Origin of the sequence: Streptococcus oralis, from assembly GCF_019334565.1 — a bacterium.
GTDB lineage: Bacteria > Bacillota > Bacilli > Lactobacillales > Streptococcaceae > Streptococcus > Streptococcus oralis_CR.
Window position 1 is genome coordinate 754591 of the sequence record NZ_CP079724.1, and the last position, 21124, is coordinate 775714.

General features: G+C 40.7%; 27 protein-coding genes. 21 read left to right on the forward strand and 6 right to left on the reverse strand.

The genetic code is table 11. The annotated features are described in order from the left end of the window. Nucleotides 1-63 precede the first annotated feature (63 nt). The 7 genes from KX728_RS03780 (at nucleotide 64) to KX728_RS03810 (ending at nucleotide 6565) form a co-directional block, all read left to right on the forward strand. The gene (locus tag KX728_RS03780) at nucleotides 64-999 is read left to right on the forward strand and encodes a dihydroorotate oxidase (protein ID WP_215804766.1); all 936 of its coding nucleotides are present in this window, start codon (nucleotides 64-66) and stop codon (nucleotides 997-999) included. 33 nt (nucleotides 1000-1032) lie between these two features. Continuing rightward, a complete protein-coding gene (holA, locus tag KX728_RS03785; protein ID WP_215804765.1) occupies nucleotides 1033-2070 on the forward strand; it encodes a DNA polymerase III subunit delta in 1038 nt (345 codons plus the stop codon). 69 nt (nucleotides 2071-2139) lie between these two features. Then, nucleotides 2140-2745: a superoxide dismutase SodA gene (gene sodA / locus KX728_RS03790; protein WP_000974725.1), complete on the forward strand. Its 606-nt coding sequence runs from the start codon at nucleotides 2140-2142 to the stop codon at nucleotides 2743-2745. Nucleotides 2746-2900: 155 nt separating this feature from the next. Beyond that, the gene (locus tag KX728_RS03795) at nucleotides 2901-3431 is read left to right on the forward strand and encodes a YutD family protein (RefSeq protein ID WP_061406909.1); all 531 of its coding nucleotides are present in this window, start codon (nucleotides 2901-2903) and stop codon (nucleotides 3429-3431) included. Between the two features lie 20 nt (nucleotides 3432-3451). Further along, nucleotides 3452-4537 (forward strand): dual-specificity RNA methyltransferase RlmN, encoded by a 1086-nt coding sequence (gene rlmN / locus KX728_RS03800; protein ID WP_215804764.1) that lies wholly within the window; start codon nucleotides 3452-3454, stop codon nucleotides 4535-4537. A 1-nt stretch (nucleotide 4538) separates the two neighbouring features. Continuing rightward, nucleotides 4539-5027 (forward strand): VanZ family protein, encoded by a 489-nt coding sequence (locus KX728_RS03805; RefSeq protein ID WP_215804763.1) that lies wholly within the window; start codon nucleotides 4539-4541, stop codon nucleotides 5025-5027. After that, nucleotides 5024-6565, forward strand: a complete 1542-nt coding sequence (locus tag KX728_RS03810) for an ABC-F family ATP-binding cassette domain-containing protein (protein WP_215804762.1) — start codon at nucleotides 5024-5026, stop codon at nucleotides 6563-6565. The genes KX728_RS03805 and KX728_RS03810 overlap by 4 nt, the downstream gene beginning before the upstream one ends. 42 nt (nucleotides 6566-6607) lie before the next feature. On the opposite strand, the gene KX728_RS03815 is transcribed toward KX728_RS03810, so the two are convergent. Next, complete coding sequence (locus KX728_RS03815) at nucleotides 6608-6847, reverse strand: zinc-ribbon domain-containing protein (protein ID WP_000600215.1); 240 nt, start codon at nucleotides 6845-6847, stop codon at nucleotides 6608-6610. Between the two features lie 27 nt (nucleotides 6848-6874). Further along, on the reverse strand, nucleotides 6875-7681 hold the full coding sequence (locus KX728_RS03820; RefSeq protein ID WP_045617343.1) for a peptidylprolyl isomerase: 807 nt from the start codon (nucleotides 7679-7681) through the stop codon (nucleotides 6875-6877). A 216-nt stretch (nucleotides 7682-7897) separates the two neighbouring features. Here KX728_RS03820 and rpsP point away from each other — a divergent pair, with 216 nt between their 5' ends. The 10 genes from rpsP (at nucleotide 7898) to KX728_RS03870 (ending at nucleotide 13966) form a co-directional block, all read left to right on the forward strand. Then, a complete protein-coding gene (gene rpsP / locus KX728_RS03825; RefSeq protein ID WP_000268760.1) occupies nucleotides 7898-8170 on the forward strand; it encodes a 30S ribosomal protein S16 in 273 nt (90 codons plus the stop codon). Between the two features lie 19 nt (nucleotides 8171-8189). Continuing rightward, a complete protein-coding gene (gene kphA, locus KX728_RS03830) occupies nucleotides 8190-8429 on the forward strand; it encodes an RNA-binding protein KphA (protein WP_000379625.1) in 240 nt (79 codons plus the stop codon). A 42-nt stretch (nucleotides 8430-8471) separates the two neighbouring features. Further along, the gene (locus KX728_RS03835) at nucleotides 8472-8807 is read left to right on the forward strand and encodes a MazG nucleotide pyrophosphohydrolase domain-containing protein (protein WP_009013949.1); all 336 of its coding nucleotides are present in this window, start codon (nucleotides 8472-8474) and stop codon (nucleotides 8805-8807) included. Nucleotides 8808-8880: 73 nt separating this feature from the next. Then, a complete protein-coding gene (locus tag KX728_RS03840; RefSeq protein ID WP_215804761.1) occupies nucleotides 8881-9432 on the forward strand; it encodes a putative immunity protein in 552 nt (183 codons plus the stop codon). A gap of 129 nt (nucleotides 9433-9561) precedes the next feature. Next, nucleotides 9562-10464 (forward strand): DMT family transporter, encoded by a 903-nt coding sequence (locus KX728_RS03845; protein ID WP_215804760.1) that lies wholly within the window; start codon nucleotides 9562-9564, stop codon nucleotides 10462-10464. 149 nt (nucleotides 10465-10613) lie between these two features. Next, on the forward strand, nucleotides 10614-11471 hold the full coding sequence (locus KX728_RS03850; RefSeq protein WP_215804759.1) for an alpha/beta fold hydrolase: 858 nt from the start codon (nucleotides 10614-10616) through the stop codon (nucleotides 11469-11471). Between the two features lie 98 nt (nucleotides 11472-11569). After that, a complete protein-coding gene (locus KX728_RS03855) occupies nucleotides 11570-12358 on the forward strand; it encodes an alpha/beta hydrolase family protein (RefSeq protein ID WP_215804758.1) in 789 nt (262 codons plus the stop codon). Nucleotides 12359-12388: 30 nt separating this feature from the next. Beyond that, complete coding sequence (rimM, locus tag KX728_RS03860; RefSeq protein ID WP_215804757.1) at nucleotides 12389-12907, forward strand: ribosome maturation factor RimM; 519 nt, start codon at nucleotides 12389-12391, stop codon at nucleotides 12905-12907. After that, nucleotides 12897-13616: a tRNA (guanosine(37)-N1)-methyltransferase TrmD gene (gene trmD / locus KX728_RS03865; protein WP_215804967.1), complete on the forward strand. Its 720-nt coding sequence runs from the start codon at nucleotides 12897-12899 to the stop codon at nucleotides 13614-13616. The genes rimM and trmD overlap by 11 nt, the downstream gene beginning before the upstream one ends. Before the next feature lie 11 nt (nucleotides 13617-13627). Further along, on the forward strand, nucleotides 13628-13966 hold the full coding sequence (locus tag KX728_RS03870) for an ATP cone domain-containing protein (protein ID WP_001196045.1): 339 nt from the start codon (nucleotides 13628-13630) through the stop codon (nucleotides 13964-13966). 27 nt (nucleotides 13967-13993) lie between these two features. Here KX728_RS03870 and KX728_RS03875 read toward each other — a convergent pair whose 3' ends face one another. Then, nucleotides 13994-14314 (reverse strand): hypothetical protein, encoded by a 321-nt coding sequence (locus KX728_RS03875; RefSeq protein WP_215804756.1) that lies wholly within the window; start codon nucleotides 14312-14314, stop codon nucleotides 13994-13996. Between the two features lie 103 nt (nucleotides 14315-14417). Here KX728_RS03875 and KX728_RS03880 point away from each other — a divergent pair, with 103 nt between their 5' ends. Next, nucleotides 14418-14636, forward strand: coding sequence for a YdbC family protein (locus tag KX728_RS03880; protein WP_084939098.1), 219 nt, complete (start codon nucleotides 14418-14420; stop codon nucleotides 14634-14636). 33 nt (nucleotides 14637-14669) lie between these two features. Here KX728_RS03880 and KX728_RS03885 read toward each other — a convergent pair whose 3' ends face one another. The 3 genes from KX728_RS03885 to gor all read right to left on the reverse strand — a co-directional run bounded on the left by KX728_RS03885 (nucleotide 14670) and on the right by gor (nucleotide 17646). After that, entirely contained in the window at nucleotides 14670-15227 is a 558-nt protein-coding gene (locus KX728_RS03885; protein ID WP_215804755.1) for a TetR/AcrR family transcriptional regulator, read from the reverse strand. A 392-nt stretch (nucleotides 15228-15619) separates the two neighbouring features. Next, nucleotides 15620-16156: a biotin transporter BioY gene (locus tag KX728_RS03890; RefSeq protein WP_042768991.1), complete on the reverse strand. Its 537-nt coding sequence runs from the start codon at nucleotides 16154-16156 to the stop codon at nucleotides 15620-15622. 143 nt (nucleotides 16157-16299) lie between these two features. Beyond that, nucleotides 16300-17646 carry a glutathione-disulfide reductase gene (gor, locus tag KX728_RS03895; RefSeq protein WP_215804754.1) on the reverse strand — a complete coding sequence of 449 codons (1347 nt, stop codon included), beginning with the start codon at nucleotides 17644-17646 and terminating at the stop codon, nucleotides 16300-16302. 266 nt (nucleotides 17647-17912) lie between these two features. Here gor and KX728_RS03900 point away from each other — a divergent pair, with 266 nt between their 5' ends. From KX728_RS03900 to KX728_RS03910, 3 genes are read left to right on the forward strand one after another with little or no spacing between them, the layout of a single operon-like run. After that, nucleotides 17913-19097 (forward strand): efflux RND transporter periplasmic adaptor subunit, encoded by a 1185-nt coding sequence (locus KX728_RS03900; protein ID WP_215804753.1) that lies wholly within the window; start codon nucleotides 17913-17915, stop codon nucleotides 19095-19097. Continuing rightward, a complete protein-coding gene (locus tag KX728_RS03905; protein WP_000733788.1) occupies nucleotides 19081-19782 on the forward strand; it encodes an ABC transporter ATP-binding protein in 702 nt (233 codons plus the stop codon). The genes KX728_RS03900 and KX728_RS03905 overlap by 17 nt, the downstream gene beginning before the upstream one ends. Before the next feature lies 1 nt (nucleotide 19783). After that, nucleotides 19784-21043, forward strand: coding sequence for an ABC transporter permease (locus KX728_RS03910; protein ID WP_215804752.1), 1260 nt, complete (start codon nucleotides 19784-19786; stop codon nucleotides 21041-21043). The last annotated feature ends 81 nt before the right edge of the window (nucleotides 21044-21124 follow it).

A 21124-nucleotide genomic window follows, 5' to 3' on the forward strand; every position in this document is an offset into this window, starting at 1 on the left:
AAAGAGAAAATCTGAAAGTATGGTATAATATTAGAAATAAAAGGAATCTGGAGGATTAGAATCATGGTATCAACAAAAACTCAAATTGCTGGTTTTGAGTTTGACAATTGCTTGATGAACGCAGCAGGTGTAGCTTGTATGACAATAGCTGAGTTGGAAGGTGTCAAAGACTCAGTAGCAGGAACCTTTGTCACTAAGACAGCAACCTTGGACTTCCGTCAGGGAAATCCTGAACCTCGTTACCAAAATGTTCCACTTGGTTCCATCAACTCTATGGGCTTGCCAAATAATGGTTTAGACTATTATCTGGAATATCTTTTGGACTTGCAGGAAAAAGAGCCAAACCATACTTTCTTCCTATCTCTGGTTGGCATGTCTCCAGAGGAAACACATACCATCTTGAAAAAAGTCCAAGAGAGTGAGTTTAAAGGATTGACAGAGCTCAATCTCTCTTGTCCAAATGTTCCAGGAAAGCCTCAGATTGCTTATGATTTTGAGACAACAGACCGTATCTTGTCAGAGGTATTTGCCTACTTTACCAAACCTCTTGGAATTAAGTTGCCACCTTATTTTGATATTGTCCACTTTGACCAAGCAGCAGAAATTTTCAACAAGTATCCACTCAAGTTTGTCAACTGTGTCAACTCTATCGGAAATGGCCTTTACATTGAAGATGAGTCGGTCGTGATTCGCCCTAAAAATGGTTTTGGTGGGATTGGTGGAGAGTATATCAAACCGACTGCTCTAGCGAATGTACATGCCTTCTACCAACGTCTCAATCCTCAAATTCAAATCATTGGTACAGGTGGTGTCTTGACAGGTCGCGACGCCTTTGAACATATCCTCTGTGGTGCCAGCATGGTGCAGGTGGGAACCACCCTTCACAAGGAAGGCGTCGGTGCTTTTGAGCGTATTACCAATGAACTAAAAGCAATCATGACGGAAAAAGGGTACGAAAACCTAGAAGATTTCCGCGGGAAATTGCGCTATATTGACTAAACAAAATAGAAAAACAAGAAGAAAGGAGAGAAGATGCTAGCCATAGAAGAGAGTCAAAATTTGTCTTTATCAAACTTATCTAGTCTGACCTTATTTACAGGTTCGGACCAAGGTCAGTTTGAAGTTATGAAGGATCAGGTGCTGAAACAGATCGGCTATGATCCAGCCGACCTCAATTTTGCCTACTTTGACATGAAAGAAGTAGCCTATAAGGATTTAGAGCTGGAGCTGGTCAGTCTCCCTTTCTTTGCGGATGAGAAAATCGTGATATTAGACCATTTTGTCGATATCACAACAGCCAAGAAACGGTTTTTAACAGATGATGAGCTCAAGTCGTTTGAAGAATACCTTGACAATCCTTCACCGACAACCAAGTTATTAATTTTTGCAGAAGGAAAACTGGACAGCAAAAGACGATTGGTTAAACTGCTCAAACGTGACGCGACAGTATTTGATGCTATTGAACCCAAGGAACAAGAACTCCGCCAGTATTTCCAAAAATGGAGCCAGAAACAAGGTCTGCAGTTTGCGGAAAAATCTTTTGAAAATCTCCTCGTCAAGTCTGGTTTTCAGTTTAACGAAATCCAGAAAAATCTCCTCTTTTTACAGTCTTACAAGTCAGACGGCCTGATTGAGGAAAAGGATATTATCGAAGCCATTCCAAAGACTTTGCAAGACAATATTTTTGATTTGACTCAGTTTATCTTAGCTAAGAAAATTGATCAGGCGCGTGACTTGGTTAGAGATTTGACCTTGCAAGGGGAAGACGAAATCAAGCTCATAGCTGTCATGTTAGGACAGTTCCGAACCTTTACCCAAGTGAAAATCTTATCAGAATCTGGTCAGACGGAATCGCAGATTGTAAGCAGTCTGGGAACTTACTTGGGGCGCAATCCTAATCCTTATCAAATCAAGTTTGCATTAAGAGATTCGAGAGGGATTTCCTTAGATTTTCTTAAGCGAGCGATTTCTTATTTGATTGAAACAGACTACCAGATTAAGACAGGTGTCTATGAAAAAAGTTACTTGTTTGAAAAGGCACTCTTGCAGATTGCGACAGAGGCAAATTGAGCAAAAAACTTGAAAAAAGAGGATGATTGTGTTATCATTTTCATATAGAAAGAAAAAGAGGTATTACAGATGGCTATTATCTTACCAGACCTTCCATACGCGTATGACGCATTGGAACCATACATTGATGCTGAAACAATGCACTTGCACCATGACAAGCACCATCAAGCCTACGTTAACAATGCGAATGCTGCTCTTGAAAAACACCCTGAAATCGGTGAAGACCTTGAAGCCTTGCTTGCTGATGTAGAATCTATCCCAGCTGATATCCGCCAAGCGCTTATCAACAACGGTGGTGGACACTTGAACCACGCTCTTTTCTGGGAATTGATGACTCCTGAAAAGACTGCTCCTTCAGCAGAACTTGCAGCAGCAATCGATGCAACATTTGGTTCATTTGAAGAGTTCCAAGCAGCATTTACTGCGGCAGCAACAACACGTTTCGGTTCTGGATGGGCATGGTTGGTTGTTAACAAAGAAGGGAAACTTGAAGTGACTTCAACAGCAAACCAAGATACACCAATCTCAGAAGGTAAAAAACCAATCTTAGGCTTGGACGTTTGGGAACATGCTTACTACGTGAAATACCGCAACGTGCGTCCTGACTACATCAAAGCTTTCTTCTCAGTGATTAACTGGAACAAAGTAGACGAGCTTTACGCAGCAGCTAAATAATAAAATATGGAGGGAAGAATTGTTCTTCTCTTTTTAAGGTTATAGAGCAGAAGTCTGACAGAATCGTCAGACTTTTTTCATTTTCAGGATATTCGTGCCAACTTATAGAAAATATGGTAAAATAGAGTGTTAAGTAATCGTGGAAAAGGAAGACTATGCGTAAAGAAATTGCACCTGAATTATACAATTATAACAAGTTTCCTGGCCCAGAATTTCAGGTAAATGGGGATAAGGTTGAGACTGAAGGGATTGCTTTTACCTTGGTTGAAAATATCAAGGAGGCTTTCGATGTAACCGTCTTTAATCAGCGCTTCTCAGAAGTGTTGACCAAGTTTGATTATGTCGTGGGGGACTGGAGCAATGAACAGCTTCGCCTTCGCGGTTTTTACAAAGACGATCGAACAGAGGAAAAAATTGAAAAAATCAGTCGCTTACAAGATTATCTTTTGGAGTACTGTAGTTATGGTTGTGCTTATTTTGTCTTAGAGAATCAAGCACCTAAGCGTGCGTCATTTGACAAGAAAATGCGTAAAAAGGAAGAGGAAAACCTTCCTAGAAGAGGAAAGAAACCTTCGCAAAACAAGAGAAAGCCAAATGCGGATAAGAGAAATAGACGTCGTCATAAGGACCAAAAGTCTCAGAAAGAGGACAAGGGACAGCGCCATTTTGTCATTCGTCAGAAATAGATAGAGAATAAGGAGAAGAGATGAAACCGTCTATTTATAGTTTAACACGTCAAGCCATGCAAGAATGGGTATTAGAACAAGGAGAAAAGAAATTCCGAGCAGATCAGATCTGGGAATGGCTCTACCGTAAACGTGTCCAGTCATTTGAAGAAATGACCAACCTTTCCAAGGGTTTGATTGCCAAGCTCAATGAGCAGTTTGTCGTAAATCCTTTGAAACAACGAATTGTACAAGAGTCAGCTGACGGTACTGTTAAGTATCTTTTTGAGTTGCCAGATGGCATGTTGATTGAGACTGTGTTGATGCGTCAACACTACGGTTTGTCAGTCTGTGTGACCACTCAGGTCGGTTGTAATATCGGTTGTACCTTCTGTGCATCAGGTTTGATTAAGAAGCAACGTGACCTTAATAACGGTGAAATCGTAGCGCAGATCATGTTGGTTCAGAAATACTTTGATGAGCGTGGGCAGGACGAACGTGTCAGCCATATTGTTGTCATGGGAATTGGTGAACCATTTGATAACTACAACAATGTTTTGAATTTCGTCCGTACCATCAATGATGACAAGGGGATGGCTATCGGTGCTCGTCACATCACTGTTTCAACTTCAGGTTTGGCCCATAAAATTCGTGACTTTGCTAATGAAGGCGTACAGGTTAATCTGGCTGTTTCCCTTCACGCACCCAACAATGAATTGCGTTCAAGCATCATGAAAATTAACCGTGCCTTTCCGATTGAAAAGCTCTTTGCAGCTATTGAGTACTATATCGAAACAACCAATCGCCGTGTGACCTTTGAATACATCATGCTCAATGAAGTCAACGACGGAGTAGAACAAGCCTTGGAGTTGGCTGAGTTGCTCAAGAATATCAAGAAATTGTCTTATGTAAACTTGATTCCCTACAACCCAGTTAGTGAACATGACCAATATAGCCGTAGTCCTAAAGAGCGTGTGATGGCCTTCTATGATACCCTCAAGAAAAAAGGGATTAACTGTGTTGTCCGTCAAGAGCACGGTACAGATATTGATGCAGCTTGTGGACAATTGCGTTCTAATACAATGAAACGTGACCGCCAGAAGGCAGTCGCAGCGGTAAATCCATAAAATGACTAGAAAAAGAGAATTAATCTTGAGATTGGGAGTGGCTATTTACAGTCTATGCATTGTCTGTTTTTGTTTTACTCCCCAGCCTCAACTTCCTACAGGAGTGGAAACTCCAGGTATTCAAACTTTTGGACGCCTGGTTTTTCTTTTGACGCCTTTTAACTCCTTTTGGAAACTGGGTGAAGTGACTAGCCTTCTGCAGCTATTCTGGATATTTTTGCAAAATGCCTTAAATATCCTCCTGCTCTTCCCGCTGGTATTTCAACTGCTCTACCTCTATCCAAACTTACGAAAAACGAAAAAAATCCTATTTCTCAGTTTTCTTCTGAGCTTAGGAATTGAATGTACGCAGCTGGTCTTAGATTTTTTCTTCGACTTTAATCGCGTCTTTGAGATTGATGATTTGTGGATCAATACCCTGGGAGGCTATCTAGCTTGGGTTCTCTACAGAAAATTAAATGTAACTAAACTTACAAAGGAATTAAAATGAGTATTTTAGAAGTTAAAAATCTGAGTCACGGTTTTGGTGACCGTGCAATTTTTGAAGATGTCTCCTTCCGTCTCCTCAAGGGAGAGCATATCGGCTTAGTCGGTGCCAATGGTGAAGGAAAATCAACCTTTATGAGCATCGTGACTGGTAAAATGTTGCCAGATGAAGGAAAGGTGGAGTGGTCTAAGTACGTGACTGCTGGCTATCTAGACCAGCACGCTGTGCTAAAAGAAGGTCAAACTGTGCGCGATGTTTTGCGGACAGCCTTTGATGAGCTTTTTAAAGCAGAAGTTCGTATCAATGAACTCTATATGGAGATGGCAGAAGAGGGCGCAGATATCGATGCGCTGATGGAAGAAGTTGGCGAACTCCAAGACCGTTTGGAGAGTCGTGATTTCTATACCTTGGATGCTAAGATTGATGAAGTGGCGCGTGCCCTCGGTGTCATGGACTATGGTATGGATACAGACGTAACAGCCTTGTCAGGTGGACAAAGAACCAAGGTACTCTTGGCTAAACTTCTCCTTGAAAAGCCTGATATCTTGTTGCTTGATGAGCCAACCAACTACTTGGATGCTGAACATATTGACTGGCTCAAGCGTTATCTCCAAAACTATGAGAATGCCTTTGTCCTTATTTCACATGATATTCCTTTCCTCAACGACGTAATCAATATCGTCTATCATGTGGAAAATCAGCAGTTGACTCGCTATTCTGGAGACTACTACCAGTTCCAAGAAGTCTATGCTATGAAGAAATCTCAGTTAGAAGCGGCCTATGAACGTCAGCAGAAAGAGATTGCGGACCTCAAGGACTTTGTCGCTCGAAACAAAGCCCGTGTTGCAACACGTAACATGGCCATGTCTCGTCAAAAGAAACTCGATAAGATGGATATCATCGAACTTCAAAGTGAGAAGCCAAAACCATCCTTTGATTTCAAACCGGCTCGTACACCTGGGCGCTTTATCTTCCAAGCCAAGGACTTGCAGATTGGTTATGACCATCCCCTTACCAAGCCTTTAAACCTCACCTTTGAACGCAATCAAAAGGTTGCTATTATTGGGGCAAATGGTATCGGGAAAACAACTCTCCTGAAGTCTCTCTTGGGCATTATTCCACCAATCGCTGGGGAAGTTGAACGTGGTGACTACCTAGAACTTGGCTACTTTGAGCAGGAAGTAGAAGGTAGCAATCGTCAGACGCCTCTAGAAGCGGTCTGGAACGCCTTTCCAGCACTCAATCAGGCAGAAGTTCGTGCAGCCCTTGCTCGTTGTGGTTTGACAACTAAGCATATCGAAAGTCAGATTCAGGTCTTATCAGGTGGGGAACAAGCCAAGGTGCGTTTCTGTCTCTTGATGAATCGTGAAAACAATGTTTTAGTGCTGGACGAGCCGACCAACCACTTGGATGTAGATGCCAAGGATGAACTCAAACGGGCGCTTAAAGAATACAAAGGAAGCATTCTTATGGTTTGCCACGAACCAGACTTTTATGAAGGCTGGATGGACCAAATCTGGGACTTTAACAAGCTAACTTAAAAGCAGTAAAAAAGCCAAGTCATTTAGACTTGGCTTTTTTGACTAGTAATTTAAAAAGCTTTCAACTTCAGATTTCTCAATTTCTTTACCGTAGTGGCAAATCGGACAAGAAACGAAGTAACTTTTACCATAAGGAAAAAGTGGAATCCAGTAAAGGGTGAACTTGCGCCCAGTTTCTACGATTTCCCAAGTGTCGACATTGTTACAATGACCACATTCGATCGCTGTTTGCGTATGTCCCAAATCTTTCTGATAACCTTTAGAACCCCAAAATAAAATCATGTCATCGTCTCCTTATCTGTTGATGGCTTATTTTTTACTGAAGTCGTAGTCTTTCACCACTTCGATACTATCAATGGTGATAGCAGACGTTGGTTTGTCTTTTTCATCTTTTTCAGCTTTGGCAATCTTGTCAACAACATCCATGCCATCGATGACTTGACCAAAGACAGGGTGTTTGCCGTCTAGACTAGGATTTCCGCCCTCTTTATAGGCTTCGATGATTTTCTTTGGATACTTGCTAGTAGGGAGTTTAGCTGAAATATCTGTTGAGTTTTGGTTGATGAAGAACTGGCTACCGTTGGTGTTTGGTTGACCAGTGTTAGCCATAGCAAGGGCTCCTCGGATATTGTATAGGTAAGGAGAGATTTCATTTTTGAAACCAGTTCCCTTGTCCTTTGTTTTATCCTTATCATGCCAGATAGATTGGCCCCCTGTACCATCTCCCTTAGGATCTCCAGTTTGGACCATAAATCCATCAATGACACGGTGGAAGGTAATGCCGTTATAATAGCCTTCCTTAGCGTGAGTAAGGAAGTTTTCAACCGCAAGAGGTGCTAGTTTTGGAAAGAGTTTGATACGGATATCGCCTTGATTTGTGTGTAAAATGACCTCAGCTTCATCTTCAGCAACTTCCTTAGAAAGTTGAGGGAAGTTGGCATTGTCATTGGTCAATGCGTCATTCAAATCTTTGGCAGCCTGAGCAGCTGCTTTTGAGCTTTCTTCAGCTGAGATGCTGGAGTCGACATATTCATCACCACGGAGACCACGTTGGATACTAGTACATCCAGCAAGGGCTACAGTTGATAGTAAAAGAAGGGTTGCTAGTTTTTTCATTGTTAACCTCTCAAAAATTCATTTCTACCATTGTACCTTAAAAGGAGTTTGATTTCAAATGTAAAAGATTTTACTAAAAATTTCTAGTAGTAAAAAAAATTAAAACTCTGTCAAGTTTTTTTCTTGACACCTGTCAGAAATCTGCTATAATAGAACATGTGCTAAATAGCTCAGCTATTTCACCGAAATAAAAAATAAGAAAAGAGACATTAAAAAATGGCAGTTAAAATCCGTTTGACTCGTATGGGTTCTAAGAAAAAACCTTTCTACCGTATCAACGTAGCAGACTCACGTTCACCACGTGACGGACGTTTCATCGAAACAGTTGGGACTTACAACCCACTTGTTGCTGAAAACCAAGTAACTTTGAAAGAAGACCGCGTTCTTGCATGGTTGGCTGATGGAGCTCAACCTTCAGATACAGTTCGCAACATCCTTTCAAAAGAAGGCGTATTGAAAAAATTCCACGATTCTAAATTCTCAAAATAAGTTTAAAGTAGGTTGACAGATGGATACGATTGAAAATCTCATTATTGCGATTGTGAAACCTTTGATTTCACAACCTGATGCCTTAACTATCAAGATTAAAGACACACCAGAGTTTTTGGAGTATCACTTGGATCTTGACCAAAGCGATGTCGGTCGTGTTATCGGTCGTAAGGGTCGCACTATCTCAGCGATAAGAACGATTGTCTACTCTGTCCCAACTGAAGACAAAAAAGTAAGAATCGTTATCGATGAAAAATAAAAAAGCGGGACAGATGTCTCGCTTTTTTGTGAGGAGGAGAAGATGAAGGATTTAACCTTTAGACAATTACAAGCTTACTTACTCGAACATTACCAGCAATCTCGAACTGAGGAAGGCCTCTTTATCAAGCTAGTGGAGGAAGTCGGAGAAGTAGCCGAGGTCTTGAATGGGCGCTCTGGTCGAAAAGAGGGTGTCCAGGACTCAAATGAGGAACTAGCCAAAGAACTGGCTGATATCATTCACTACACGGTTGCAATCGCGGCTATCAACGATATTGACCTAACCAAAACTATCTTTGATAAAGATAAAAAAGCGGCCATTAAGTATCAACATGAACGTGATTTGGAAGAATTTTTGGATAACTTCCAAGAGAACTAGGAGTAATCTCTTTTCACTAATATGAAAGGTTTCTCCTAGATTACGCTAGCTAGTAAGAAAGAATGAGAAATCAATGAGACAAGAGGATTATGCATGGAACGAGTTCGAACGAACTGCCTATAAGACCAAAATGAATCACCTACCCAGTCCTTACAAAGTTGTCATTTGGGACGACTCTGAGAAAAGATTGGAACTAGAACAAATACTGGATAGACTTCCTCAGAAAGAACTAGCTCGATGGGCATTAGAGAACTCGCGAGATTTCTTATCTTTAATTGATATCGGTGATGAAGGTGAGAAAAATAAAATAATTCGGCAAGCTTATGAGGCTTTTGATGCACGATTGAGAAATGAGTTCTCACCTCATGAGTTGAGAAAAGCAGGTTTCGCAGCAAATCTCCTCTCTAAAAATGCCCAAAATCAAATCGCTAAGTACGCTGCCAGAGTCTTTGTACAAGCTATTTCAACAGCCCATATGAGAGGACACGCCATCGTTTCCGCGGATTATGCTATTAAAGTAAGGAATCTCCAAGAGGCAGATAAGTTAGAACTTGTGAGACAAGAACGAGAAAAGCAGATCAGACTGGCTGAATCCTTTTTAGCTAATGTAATAGATAAACGGTGAAAGAAGGCATAAAATACTAATCCTAGAAATAGCATCTAGGATTTTACTATGCTACAATGGAAAGGCAGTCTCAAAGAATTCTAGCCAATCAATCTTGAGAATAGCTATTTTTAAAGGGAGCAACAGTCTATGAACGAGAAAACAAAAGCTTACCTAGCAGCCTTATCCTTTTCAGCCATCATTGGATTTTCTTTTTTATTTACAAAGATTGCTTTGAGCTATGCCAGTCCTCTTACAAACTTGGCACATCGCTTTACAATCGCTGCTCTGGTATTGGTCATCCTTCATCAAACAAAACTTATTAATGTAAGTTTAAGTAGAAAAGATATTCTTTCTATTCTTCCTATGAGTCTTTTCTATCCACTCCTCTTCTTTATTTTCCAATCCTTTGCTTTACAGTATATATCGTCTTCTGAAGCGGGAATTTTACAAGCGCTTGTCCCGATTTTTACTCTCCTTTTGGCATCGGTCTTTCTCAAGGAGAAGACAAGTGTGCTGCAAAAGTTCTTTTTAATTTTATCCGTAGCAGGAGTAGTTTTCATCTTTCTTAGCAAAGGAGCGAATTTTAGCACTGAAACTGCTAGCTTGGGCTTTCTCTTGATGTTGGGATCTGTTCTCGCCAATGCGATAAACAATATCCTCAGTAAGGCTAAAGGAGGACGCTATCGGGCCATGGATATGACAGCTGTTGTGATATTTGTTGGCTTCGTCACCTTTAATACGCTGAGTCTGACCTCGCACTATCTAGAGGGCAACATATTAGCTTACTTTGCGCCGTTTGGACAGCTGCCCTATCTGCTTTCCATCCTCTATTTGGGAATACTAGCCTCTATAGTTACTGGTAGTCTTTCTATCTATGCTATCGTTCGCCTCGGGGCATCAACCGTCAGTGTCTTTGGCAATCTTGGAACAGTTTTGACCATTCTAGCTGGAGCTCTTATTCTCCACGAACCAATTTATAATTATCATGTGATTGGAGCTGCTCTGATTATTGCTGGAATCTTAGGCATGAATCTGATGAGAAAAAAGTAAAGATTGTTTAGCAGTCTTTTTCTTTATCTAAATGATGCAGAAAATTCAAAATTTTTAATGAAATTAAGCTTGGAAAACGATGATTTTAATATAGCATGATAAAATAGATAAAAAGAATGATATCAGGATAAAGAGGAGAGAGTGTAGAAATGAAGCCAAATGATATTGCTGAAGCTATTGCTTTTTATAACAGAGAACCCGAGGTGTTGGAACGTCACCTTATACCAGTATTAGATTGTGATTTGGTTGTTTATCATCGCCCTGGAAGCTCAAGTAAAGGACACATTATTTTTTATCATGGAGCTTGTGGCCGTAGTCAGATGTGGGCCAACCAGTATGATGCCTTTGAGGGATTTGACCTCTATTTTGTCAATGTTCGAGGACAGGGTGAATCACCTATGAAAGTTGGCCTTCCCGACTTGGAAGGCGCTGTTCAAGATGTAGATGCTATTTTGTCCTATTTCCAGCTAGATAAGGTGATATTGGTTGGTCATTCTTGTGGAGGAAATCCACTTCAAGAGTACACCTATCGCCATCCAGAAAGAGTCCTAGCCTTGGTCATGGTAGATAGTTGGGGACAGCATCGTTACCTATCAGAGAAAGAAAGAGGTCGAATCAAATATAGTTCTCTTATGTATAAAACGATTCCTTGGAAGGTGGTTGCTGATAAAAACTCAAAAATGTGTAGTGATAATCCTATCACAAGAGAATTGGTCAAGACGGCCATTATAGAAACTGGGCGAGATGTTTTCTTGAACCTTGGAATCACAGGTTTCTTGGCAGTTCATGAGATAGAAGGATATAAAGGAAATCCTCCCATGCTATTAGTAAGAGGCGAAAATGATTTTCCCAAACACCTAAAAAAAATCTATGATGGTATCATTGCTTTAAATCCCAATGCGCGTCAAGTAACGATTTCAGACAGCAAACACCAACCGATGAATGACCATCCTAAAGAGTTTAATCAGATAGTTGGTGATTTTTTTGAAGAAGTAGTAGCCTTGTAAGATAGAACCTATCCAACTTGTGAAAATCCCTGGAACGTGATAAAATAAAGGATAAGGGTTTTTAATAAATCATTGTTATAGAATGAATGGATTTCTTTATGAAACGGTTTGAAGTAACTACAAAAATTGTCAGTCTCTCTGTTACTTATAAAAAGCAAAAGAAAGTGCTTGTTTGTTTAAATGGCGCAGGTTTGCTACCAAGTTATGAAAATTTTTCACTTATACTTGAAAAACTTCCTTCAACAATTGGTTATTTGACAATTGATTTTCCAAACACAGGTAGGAGTCCGATTCATGACCAATCTGGAAAAAATCTGGACAATCTTGTAGACGCGGTTTATGAAGTACTTGAAGAATTGGCAATTTCTGAATATATACTTTGTGTACATAGTTTGAGTGGAATTTTGGCTTGCAAATTGATGAGCAAATCAATTAAGTGTCAGGCTTTAGTAGCAATTGAACCAACAACTAAAAAAGTAATGTTTCCTGATTTTTCAGAAAATCCTTATCCAGAAATGGAAGAGCAGATGAGACTGATTGAAGAGTGTGGCCCCGAAGTTTATTTTAAGAACATAACTCAAGCAGCATTTAGCTCTGAAACTAATGAAGAAATCTGGGATTTAGTGCAAGAAAAAGATTCAGAGTTGGAAAGACAAGTTCCAGAATTTCATATATATTGTGAGATTACTGAGAAAGATTTTGAGAATGTATCTATAGAAGCTCATATTCCCGTTTTTATTTTTTGTCAGGCTTATAGAGAAAAAGAGTATAGAGAATCAGAGTATTGGACTTCCAATACTAAGCTCATTTTAGGAGGGAATCACCATTATTTACAATGGTCAGAATCAGAAAAAATTGCAGCCATCATTCGAGAATTGTCAGAATAAGATGGAAAGAAGGAGAGTACAGGAGACAAGATGAACTACTTTAATGTTGGGAAAATCGTTAATACGCAGGGTCTGCAGGGTGAGATGCGAGTCTTGTCTGTGACGGATTTTGCTGAAGAACGGTTTAAAAAGGGAGCAGAGCTGGCTTTATTTGATGAAAAAGATCAGTTTGTCCAAACAGTGACCATCGCTAGCCACCGTAAGCATAAGAATTTTGACATTATCAAATTCAAAGACATGTACCATATCAATGCGATTGAGAAGTACAAGGGTTATAGCCTCAAGGTTGCTGAGGAAGATTTGAACGATTTAGATGATGGTGAATTCTACTATCATGAAATTATTGGTTTGGAAGTTTACGAGGGAGAGAACTTGATTGGAACTATCAAGGAAATCCTACAACCAGGTGCCAACGATGTCTGGGTGGTCAAACGAAAAGGTAAGCGTGATTTGCTTTTACCTTACATTCCGCCAGTAGTTCTCAATGTTGATATTCCAGACAAGCGGGTCGAAGTGGAAATCTTAGAAGGGTTAGATGATGAAGATTGATATTTTAACCCTCTTTCCAGAGATGTTTTCTCCGCTGGAGCACTCGATCGTTGGGAAAGCTCGAGAAAAAGGGCTCTTGGATATCCAGTATCATAATTTTAGAGATTACGCCGAAAAGGCCCGTCATGTTGACGATGAACCTTACGGAGGCGGTCAAGGAATGTTGCTCCGTGCCCAACCTATTTTCGACGCCTTTGACGCCATTGAAAAGAAAAATCCCCGCGTCATTCTTCTCGATCCTGCTGGGAAACAGTTCGATCAAGCCTACGCTGAAGATTTGGCTCAAGAAGAGGAACTGATCTTTATCTGCGGTCACTACGAAGGGTATGACGAGCGCATCAAGACCTTGGTAACCGATGAAATTTCCCTAGGAGATTATGTCCTGACTGGTGGTGAGTTGGCGGCCATGACCATGATTGATGCGACTGTGCGCTTGATACCAGAAGTGATTGGTAAGGAGTCTAGCCACCAAGATGATAGCTTTTCTTCAGGTCTTCTCGAATATCCTCAGTATACACGCCCTTATGACTATCGAGGCATGGTCGTTCCAGATGTGCTCATGAGTGGACATCATGAGAAGATTCGCCAGTGGCGACTGTATGAGAGTCTAAAGAAAACCTACGAGCGCAGACCTGACCTGCTAGAAAACTATCAACTGACAGCCGAAGAAGAAAAGATGCTGGCTGAAATCAAAGAAAACAAAGAATAAAGGAGAACCTTATGCAAGTAATCAAACGTAATGGAGAAATTGCTGAATTTGATCCAGATAAAATTTACCAAGCTGTCCTAAAAGCAGCTCAAACAGTTTATGTTTTGACTGATGACTTACGTCAAAACTTAGCTCAAGTTACTAAGAAAGTCGTTTTGGACTTGGAAGAAGCAAAAGTAGAACGTGCCACTATCAGCATGATCCAATCAATGGTTGAACACCGCTTACTTGGAGCTGGCTACATTACCATTGCAGAACACTATATCTCTTATCGCTTGCAACGCGATTTGGAGAGAAGTGGCTATGGTGACCATATCGCAGTTCATCTTCATTTTGAACAAATCCGTTAAGAAAAAGAGTGGGATGCAAAGAACATCTCACTCTTTCTTAAATAGACTTTTCTGAGCTTTTTGTACAGTTGAGGGAACGAAACGAAGTCGCTTAATGTCACTGATACGAATGATTCGGGTCACGTTTTTTGAAAAATTTTTGACGATAATTTGTTGGCGATTAGCATCGTGTTTAACAATATCACCCGAAAAACTTGTTTCAGCAAATATGACATGAACAGCCGTCTTTTTCTGGATGGCTTGTTCAATCATAGCAGTGAGGGAGTTGTCCTCGGTTTGAGGATGATCATCATTCCCATTGAGAAAACCATGTAGTTTATCTAGAACTAGTTTGAATGTCTGTCTCATAGAATCCTCCCTTCTTATATATCCACATTATATAAAATTTTCCTAAAAACCACAAGATTTTTACAAATAAACTATAGAAAGCATACCACATAAAGGAGTTAAAATGGCAGAATTTACATTTGAAATCGAAGAACACTTACTGACCTTGTCTGAAAATGAAAAAGGCTGGACAAAAGAACTAAATCGAGTTAGCTTTAATGGTGCGCCAGCAAAGTTTGACATTCGAACTTGGAGCCCTGACCATACCAAAATGGGCAAAGGAATCACCCTTTCCAATGAAGAATTTCAGGTAATGGTTGATGCCTTTAAAGGTGGACAATAAAAAGAATCTTGAGTACAGCTCAAGATTCTTTTTTTAGGACACAATGTAGTCACACAAAGAAGTTTTAGACAATTGAATGAAAGTCTCTCTATACTCTTCAGGTGGTATTGGATTATCTTTACGAATCCAGACTTCGATGAAAGAGATTGCCATGGTCGTAATGATATAAGCGATGTCTTCTTTACTAAAATTATATTTCAGTTGGTAATTGACATTCTTTAGTACCCACTCAGAGTATGTTCCACGCAGAAACTCCTTCCAACATGGGTCGACTTGTGTGGTATACAAGGTGTTAACAATTTCTTTTTTTTCGTATATGAGCGGAAGTATATAGTCTGCTAAAAAGCTGATAGGATCTCCGTCATTGTTAGGACAGTACTTATTAAAGACGTTAAAAATGTGCTGATTGGTTTCTTCATGAATGTACTCAATAATATCTTCAAAGTTGTTAAAATGCTTTTGATAAATCGCTTGTCGTGAGATACCAGCTTCAGCAGCAATTTCAGTCATTGTAAAGGAACTACGCTGAGGATTTTTCTTAGCTAGTGTGATGAGAGAACCAATGATTAGCTCACGAGTATTCTTTGCCATAGAATTACCTTTCTGTTTATAATTATTTACAGTTATTTTTGAATGAAGAAAAATCAAAATGTTCAAGTTAATATAAATAATCAATGAACATTAAATTTACTGAATCTTTTAGGTAGCTCTATTGTATCACAAATAATTTATTAAATATAGTTCTATCAGTGAAAATGCGTTTTCTGAAAAGTATACAATTATTAACCTTCCAAAATAAATGGAAGCTTATTTGGTTTGAATCAATTAGAATACTTTTCTACTTTGCATATCGTAAATAGCTTTAATTTGAAGAATAAAACGATTAATATTCATACCGGTATAAGAATAGTCAAGTAGCTAAATAGAGTACAGTTGATTCTTAGAAAGGAAATAGTCCAGAACAATTATTCTGGACTATTCTTTTATCTTGAAAAATATGGAAGGCTTTTCAATCGTTCTAGGAGGGGACGACCAATGAAACTAATGGCAATAATCTTACCAAGATCAGGAAGGATAAAGGGAAGGACACCGACAGCTAGTGCCTTATCAAATGGCATCCCAGCAAGGAAGTGGAGGCTGAGAATACCTCCGACAAAGACGAGGGAGTCACCCAAGAGGTTGGCTAGGAAAATGCGAATGTAGCCACTATTTTGATGGATGAGATAAGATGTAAGTCCTGCATAGACAAGGTCAAACCAAAGATAGCCTGCACTTGGACCGACTAAAACGTGAAATCCAGCTCCTCCCCCTGCAAAAACAGGTAAACCAATGGAACCCAGCAGGAGATAGAGAGCTACAGATAGAACAGCTTCTCTGGGTCTAAAAACAGTAGCAATCAGACCAATTGCAAAGTTTTGCAAAGTGAAGGGGACAGGACCGATAGGGAGACTGATTTGTGCCAATACGGCAATGAGAGCAGCACCGATAGCAGGGATAGCATAAATATGAGCTTTTTTCAAAACTGTTAACCTCTTTTCAAAATTATAGTAACTATTATACTAATTCAGAAACAAAAGTCAACCTATTTTTGAAATTGAGGTAACAATTTTGTGACAGCCGATTTTGCATGTAAAAAGAGACCTCAAGAGGTCTCTTACGATAATTAGCGCATGGTCACAAATTCTTCTGAGGCAGTTGGGTGGATAGCTACTGTAGCATCAAAGTCCGCCTTGGTTGCTCCCATCTTGATGGCAACAGCGAATCCTTGAATCATCTCATCCACTCCATAACCGAGTCCGTGAAGGCCAACAACTTTTTCATCAGCACCAGCGGTGATGAGTTTGAAGCGTGATTCTTGACGATGGTTTGTAACGGCAGAGTACATAGATGCAAAACTTGATTTGTAGACTTTGATGTTATCTTGGCCGTATTCTTTGATAGCTTGATCTTCAGTTAAACCAACTGTTCCGATTGCTGGGTGTGAGAAGACAACAGTAGGGATAGTCGTGTAGTCCATCTTAGCACTTGTTTTCCCATTAAAGAGACGTTCAGATAGGGTACGTCCAGCCTTGATGGCTACTGGAGTTAGTTCCTTCTCACCAGTAACGTCTCCAAGGGCATAGATACCATCTACAACAGTATTTTGATACTCATCCACTTGGATAAATCCACGTTGGTTGAGTGTAACGCCGGCCTTTTCTAACTCAAGACCATCTACATTTGGACGGCGACCGGTAGCCCAAATAACTTGGCTAGCAGTGTGACTAGAACCGTCTTCGAAATGAATGGTAATACCTTGATCCGTTTCTTCGAGCTTGACGGGTACCTTGTGTGTGTGCAAAGGTAGACCTGTTTCTTCCATTTCATTGACAAGACCTTCAACGATGTAGCTGTCAAACGTGCGCAAGGGACGATCACGACGGACAAACAAATCCGTTTTTACTCCTAGCGCGTGGAGAACACCTGCTAATTCAACGGCGATATAGCCAGCTCCAAGAATCGCAACGGATTCAGGAAGTTGCTCCCAAGCAAAGACATCGTCTGAGCTACCACCGAGTTCAGCTCCAGGGATAGTTGGGATGCTTGGGCGAGCACCAGTCGCAATTACGATATGTTTGGCACGAATCAATTCACCATCAACGCTGACTGTGTGGGAATCAACGAAATGAGCACGACCTTCAATCAAATCAACACCGTTGCGCTTGAAACTTCCATCATAAGACGAGCGGGCACGATCGATGTAGGCTTCACGATTTTGACGAAGTTTTGCGAAATCAAATTGAATATCTGAACTCGTAAACCCATAGTCAGGACCGTAGTGGTGGAAGCTTTCAGCGATCTGCGCTCCATACCACATGATTTTCTTAGGAACGCAGCCGACATTGACGCAGGTTCCACCTAATTTTTTCTCCTCGATAACAGCTGCTTTAGCACCGTGTTCGCCAGCTCGGTTCATGGTGGCAATGCCACCGCTCCCTCCACCGATGGCGATGATATCATATTCTCTCATAGAAAACTCCTTATAGCTTTGATAGTCATATTCTATCGTTTTTATTTTTTGAATGCAAAAATCTGCTACGATAAAAAAATTATAAAAACGCTTGCCAAACTCAAAAAGTTATTGTATTCTATATCTAGAACAATAACTCAATAAACGAATACCGAACGAAATAATGATCCTGAATTGTCATTGTTTCCATCTGAACTGTTATTGTTTGGGCTTGGTGTTTCTGATATAATGGTTTTTGTAAGGCAAAAATATAAAGGAGCTTAAAAATGAAAAGAAATAAGAAGGCAAAAAAATGGCAATTATACACAGCGATTGGTATTGCCAGTGCTATTGTTATCGGTGCTGCGGGAATTTTGATTTTTAGACAACCTTCCCAGTCAGCAGTCAAGGATGAAACCTCTCATATCGTTACTGCTAAGGAAGGTTCCGTTGCTTCATCGGTTCTCTTGTCAGGTACGGTTACAGCAAAAAATGAACAATACGTTTATTTTGATGCTAGTAAGGGAGATTTAGATGAAATTCTCGTTTCGGTTGGAGACAAGGTCGAAGAAGGGCAAGCTTTGGTCAAATACAGCAGTGCGGATGCTCAAGCTGCCTATGATGCAGCAGAACGTGCAGTTGCAAAGGCAGACCGTCATATCGAGGAGTTAAAAAAAGCTCGTGAAAATGCATCAGCTGCACCAGCTTCTCCACAGGTTCCAACAGAAGCTGGACTCCCAGAACAGGCGCAAGCAGCGACTTCTTCAGTATCTTCTATTGATTCTCAAATCAGTGATGCCAAGGATAATCGTGCAGATGCTGTGGCTCAGCTCAATAAGGCTCAAGCACAATTAGATGCAGCAACTGTCCTCAGTACACTAGAAGGGACTGTAGTTGAAGTTAATCGTAATGTTTCCAAATCGCCAACAGGTAATAGCCAAGTGGTAGTACATGTCGTAAGTAATGAAAACTTGCAGGTCAAAGGAGAGTTGTCTGAATACAACCTTGCTAATCTTTCTGTTGGACAAGAAGTTACCTTTACTTCGAAGGTTTATCAAGATAAGAGCTGGACAGGTAAGATTAGCTATATTTCTGATTATCCTAAAAACAACGGAGAAGCAGCAAATGCAGCCCTTGGAGGAAATACTGGCTCTAAGTACCCTTATACTGTTGATGTGACCAGCGATATCGGAGAGTTGAAACAAGGCTTCTCTGTCAGTGTGGAAGTCAAAAATAAGAGTAAGGCCATCCTTGTTCCTCTGACAAGTGTTGTTACCGAAAATGACAAAAACTATGTCTGGCTCGTTGACGACCAGAAAAAAGCCAAGAAAGTGGAAGTTACTTTGGGGAATGCGGATGCAGACAACCAAGAAATTACTTCAGGTTTGACAGACGGTGCCAAGGTCATCAGTAATCCAACATCTTCCTTGGAAGAAGGAAAAGAGGTGAAGGCTGATGAAGAAACTAATTAGTCTCAAAAATATCTGTAGAAGTTATCGAAATGGTGACCAAGAACTGCAGGTCCTTAAAAATATCAATCTAGAAGTTCATGAAGGTGAGTTTGTTGCCATTATGGGACCATCTGGTTCTGGTAAGTCTACCTTGATGAATACCATCGGAATGTTGGATACACCAACTAGTGGAGAGTACTACCTTGAAGGACAAGAAGTTGCAGGTCTTGGAGAGAAACAACTGGCCAAGGTCCGCAATCAGCAAATCGGCTTTGTCTTTCAGCAGTTCTTTCTCTTGTCCAAGCTTAATGCTCTTCAAAACGTCGAATTGCCCTTGATTTACGCGGGTGTTTCGGCTTCAAAACGTCGGAAATTGGCTGAGGAGTTTCTGGAAAAGGTTGAGCTGACGGAGCGCAGTCATCATTTGCCGTCTGAGTTATCAGGTGGTCAAAAGCAACGTGTAGCGATTGCGCGTGCCTTGGTAAATAATCCCTCTATCATCCTAGCGGACGAACCTACAGGAGCCTTAGATACCAAGACAGGAAATCAAATCATGCAGCTGTTGGTGGAGCTAAACAAGGAAGGGAAGACCATTATCATGGTCACGCACGAGCCTGAGATTGCTGCCTATGCCAAACGCCAAATTGTCATTCGTGATGGGGTCATCTCGTCTGACAGTGCTCAGGTAGAAAAGGAGGAAAACTAAGATGCAGAATCTGAAATTTGCCTTTTCATCCATCATGGCCCACAAGATGCGTTCCTTCCTGACTATGATTGGGATTATCATCGGAGTTTCGTCTGTCGTTGTCATCATGGCTCTGGGAGACTCCATGTCTCGTCAGGTCAATAAAAATATGACCAAATCACAGAAGGATATCCATGTCTTTTTCTCTCCTATTAAAAGCAAGGACGGTTCCTTCACGCAGAAACAATCCGCTTTGACAGTCAGCGGGAAAGAAGAGGATGTTCATGTTGAACCACCAAAACCACTAGAATCCTGGGTCAAGGAAGCTGCTAAACTTAAAGGAGTAGACAGTTACTATGTCACCAACTCGACCAACGTCACCCTATCTTATAAGGATAAGAAGGTTGAACGCGCGACTCTGACAGGCGGAAATAGTACCTACATGAACGCAGTTGAAAATGAAATCGTTGCGGGTAGAAGTCTAAGACCGCAAGACTACAAGGAATTTGCCAGTGTGATTTTGTTGGATGAAGAATTAGCCAAGAGTTTGTTTGATAGTCCAGAAGCTGCGGTTAATCAAGTCATCTCTGTCAATGAATTTAGTTACCGTGTGATTGGCGTTTATACTAGCAATGAAGCTAAAACTGCTAAAGCCTTTGGGATTGGTGGTCTTCCAATTACGACCAATATCTCTCTCGCAGCCAATTTTAATACTGATGAAATCTCGAATATCGTCTTTCGTGTCAATGATACTAGTCTAACGCAGACCTTGGGACCAGAGTTGGCTCGAAAACTGACCGAGATTGCAGGTCTTCAACAAGGGGAGTACCAAGTTGCGGATGCAACTGCCGCCTTCCAAGAGGTACAACAACTATTTGGTTTTATGACCACCATTATCAGTGCCATTGCAGGAATCTCTCTCTTTGTCGGGGGAACTGGTGTTATGAATATCATGCTAGTTTCGGTTACAGAACGCACGCGTGAGATTGGTCTACGTAAGGCGCTTGGAGCTACACGGGCTAATATCTTGGTACAGTTTTTGATTGAGTCTATGATCTTGACCTTGCTAGGTGGTGTCATCGGTCTTGGGATTGCTGCTGGAATGACCATGTTAGCTGGAGTACTGCTTCAAAACATGATTGCAGGTATTGAAGTTGGGGTTTCCCTCCCAATCGCTCTCTTTAGCTTGGCTGTGTCAGCCAGTGTTGGGATGGTTTTCGGAGTCTTGCCAGCCAATAAAGCGTCTAAGCTTGATCCGATTGAAGCCCTTCGTTATGAATAAGATATAGAACAGAAAAAAACAAGATGGACATTTGTCTGTCTTGTTTTTGTATGGATTTTCCTATCGAAAATCACTAAAAAT

What these genes read in the sequence shown, in the direction of transcription:
- KX728_RS03815 (WP_000600215.1), bottom strand. Translation starts at nt 6,847, where the DNA reads ATGATTTTATTTTGGGGTTCTAAAGGTTATCAGAAAGATTTGGGACAT.
- kphA (WP_000379625.1), top strand. Translation starts at nt 8,190, where the DNA reads ATGGATACGATTGAAAATCTCATTATTGCGATTGTGAAACCTTTGATT.
- KX728_RS03850 (WP_215804759.1), top strand. Translation starts at nt 10,614, where the DNA reads ATGAAGCCAAATGATATTGCTGAAGCTATTGCTTTTTATAACAGAGAA.
- KX728_RS03810 (WP_215804762.1), top strand. Translation starts at nt 5,024, where the DNA reads ATGAGTATTTTAGAAGTTAAAAATCTGAGTCACGGTTTTGGTGACCGT.
- KX728_RS03835 (WP_009013949.1), top strand. Translation starts at nt 8,472, where the DNA reads ATGAAGGATTTAACCTTTAGACAATTACAAGCTTACTTACTCGAACAT.
- trmD (WP_215804967.1), top strand. Translation starts at nt 12,897, where the DNA reads ATGAAGATTGATATTTTAACCCTCTTTCCAGAGATGTTTTCTCCGCTG.
- KX728_RS03880 (WP_084939098.1), top strand. Translation starts at nt 14,418, where the DNA reads ATGGCAGAATTTACATTTGAAATCGAAGAACACTTACTGACCTTGTCT.
- KX728_RS03805 (WP_215804763.1), top strand. Translation starts at nt 4,539, where the DNA reads ATGACTAGAAAAAGAGAATTAATCTTGAGATTGGGAGTGGCTATTTAC.
- rlmN (WP_215804764.1), top strand. Translation starts at nt 3,452, where the DNA reads ATGAAACCGTCTATTTATAGTTTAACACGTCAAGCCATGCAAGAATGG.
- KX728_RS03885 (WP_215804755.1), bottom strand. Translation starts at nt 15,227, where the DNA reads ATGGCAAAGAATACTCGTGAGCTAATCATTGGTTCTCTCATCACACTA.
- KX728_RS03780 (WP_215804766.1), top strand. Translation starts at nt 64, where the DNA reads ATGGTATCAACAAAAACTCAAATTGCTGGTTTTGAGTTTGACAATTGC.
- KX728_RS03910 (WP_215804752.1), top strand. Translation starts at nt 19,784, where the DNA reads ATGCAGAATCTGAAATTTGCCTTTTCATCCATCATGGCCCACAAGATG.
- sodA (WP_000974725.1), top strand. Translation starts at nt 2,140, where the DNA reads ATGGCTATTATCTTACCAGACCTTCCATACGCGTATGACGCATTGGAA.
- rpsP (WP_000268760.1), top strand. Translation starts at nt 7,898, where the DNA reads ATGGCAGTTAAAATCCGTTTGACTCGTATGGGTTCTAAGAAAAAACCT.
- KX728_RS03875 (WP_215804756.1), bottom strand. Translation starts at nt 14,314, where the DNA reads ATGAGACAGACATTCAAACTAGTTCTAGATAAACTACATGGTTTTCTC.
- KX728_RS03870 (WP_001196045.1), top strand. Translation starts at nt 13,628, where the DNA reads ATGCAAGTAATCAAACGTAATGGAGAAATTGCTGAATTTGATCCAGAT.
- KX728_RS03820 (WP_045617343.1), bottom strand. Translation starts at nt 7,681, where the DNA reads ATGAAAAAACTAGCAACCCTTCTTTTACTATCAACTGTAGCCCTTGCT.
- rimM (WP_215804757.1), top strand. Translation starts at nt 12,389, where the DNA reads ATGAACTACTTTAATGTTGGGAAAATCGTTAATACGCAGGGTCTGCAG.
- KX728_RS03845 (WP_215804760.1), top strand. Translation starts at nt 9,562, where the DNA reads ATGAACGAGAAAACAAAAGCTTACCTAGCAGCCTTATCCTTTTCAGCC.
- KX728_RS03900 (WP_215804753.1), top strand. Translation starts at nt 17,913, where the DNA reads ATGAAAAGAAATAAGAAGGCAAAAAAATGGCAATTATACACAGCGATT.
- gor (WP_215804754.1), bottom strand. Translation starts at nt 17,646, where the DNA reads ATGAGAGAATATGATATCATCGCCATCGGTGGAGGGAGCGGTGGCATT.
- KX728_RS03840 (WP_215804761.1), top strand. Translation starts at nt 8,881, where the DNA reads ATGAGACAAGAGGATTATGCATGGAACGAGTTCGAACGAACTGCCTAT.
- KX728_RS03855 (WP_215804758.1), top strand. Translation starts at nt 11,570, where the DNA reads ATGAAACGGTTTGAAGTAACTACAAAAATTGTCAGTCTCTCTGTTACT.
- holA (WP_215804765.1), top strand. Translation starts at nt 1,033, where the DNA reads ATGCTAGCCATAGAAGAGAGTCAAAATTTGTCTTTATCAAACTTATCT.
- KX728_RS03795 (WP_061406909.1), top strand. Translation starts at nt 2,901, where the DNA reads ATGCGTAAAGAAATTGCACCTGAATTATACAATTATAACAAGTTTCCT.
- KX728_RS03905 (WP_000733788.1), top strand. Translation starts at nt 19,081, where the DNA reads ATGAAGAAACTAATTAGTCTCAAAAATATCTGTAGAAGTTATCGAAAT.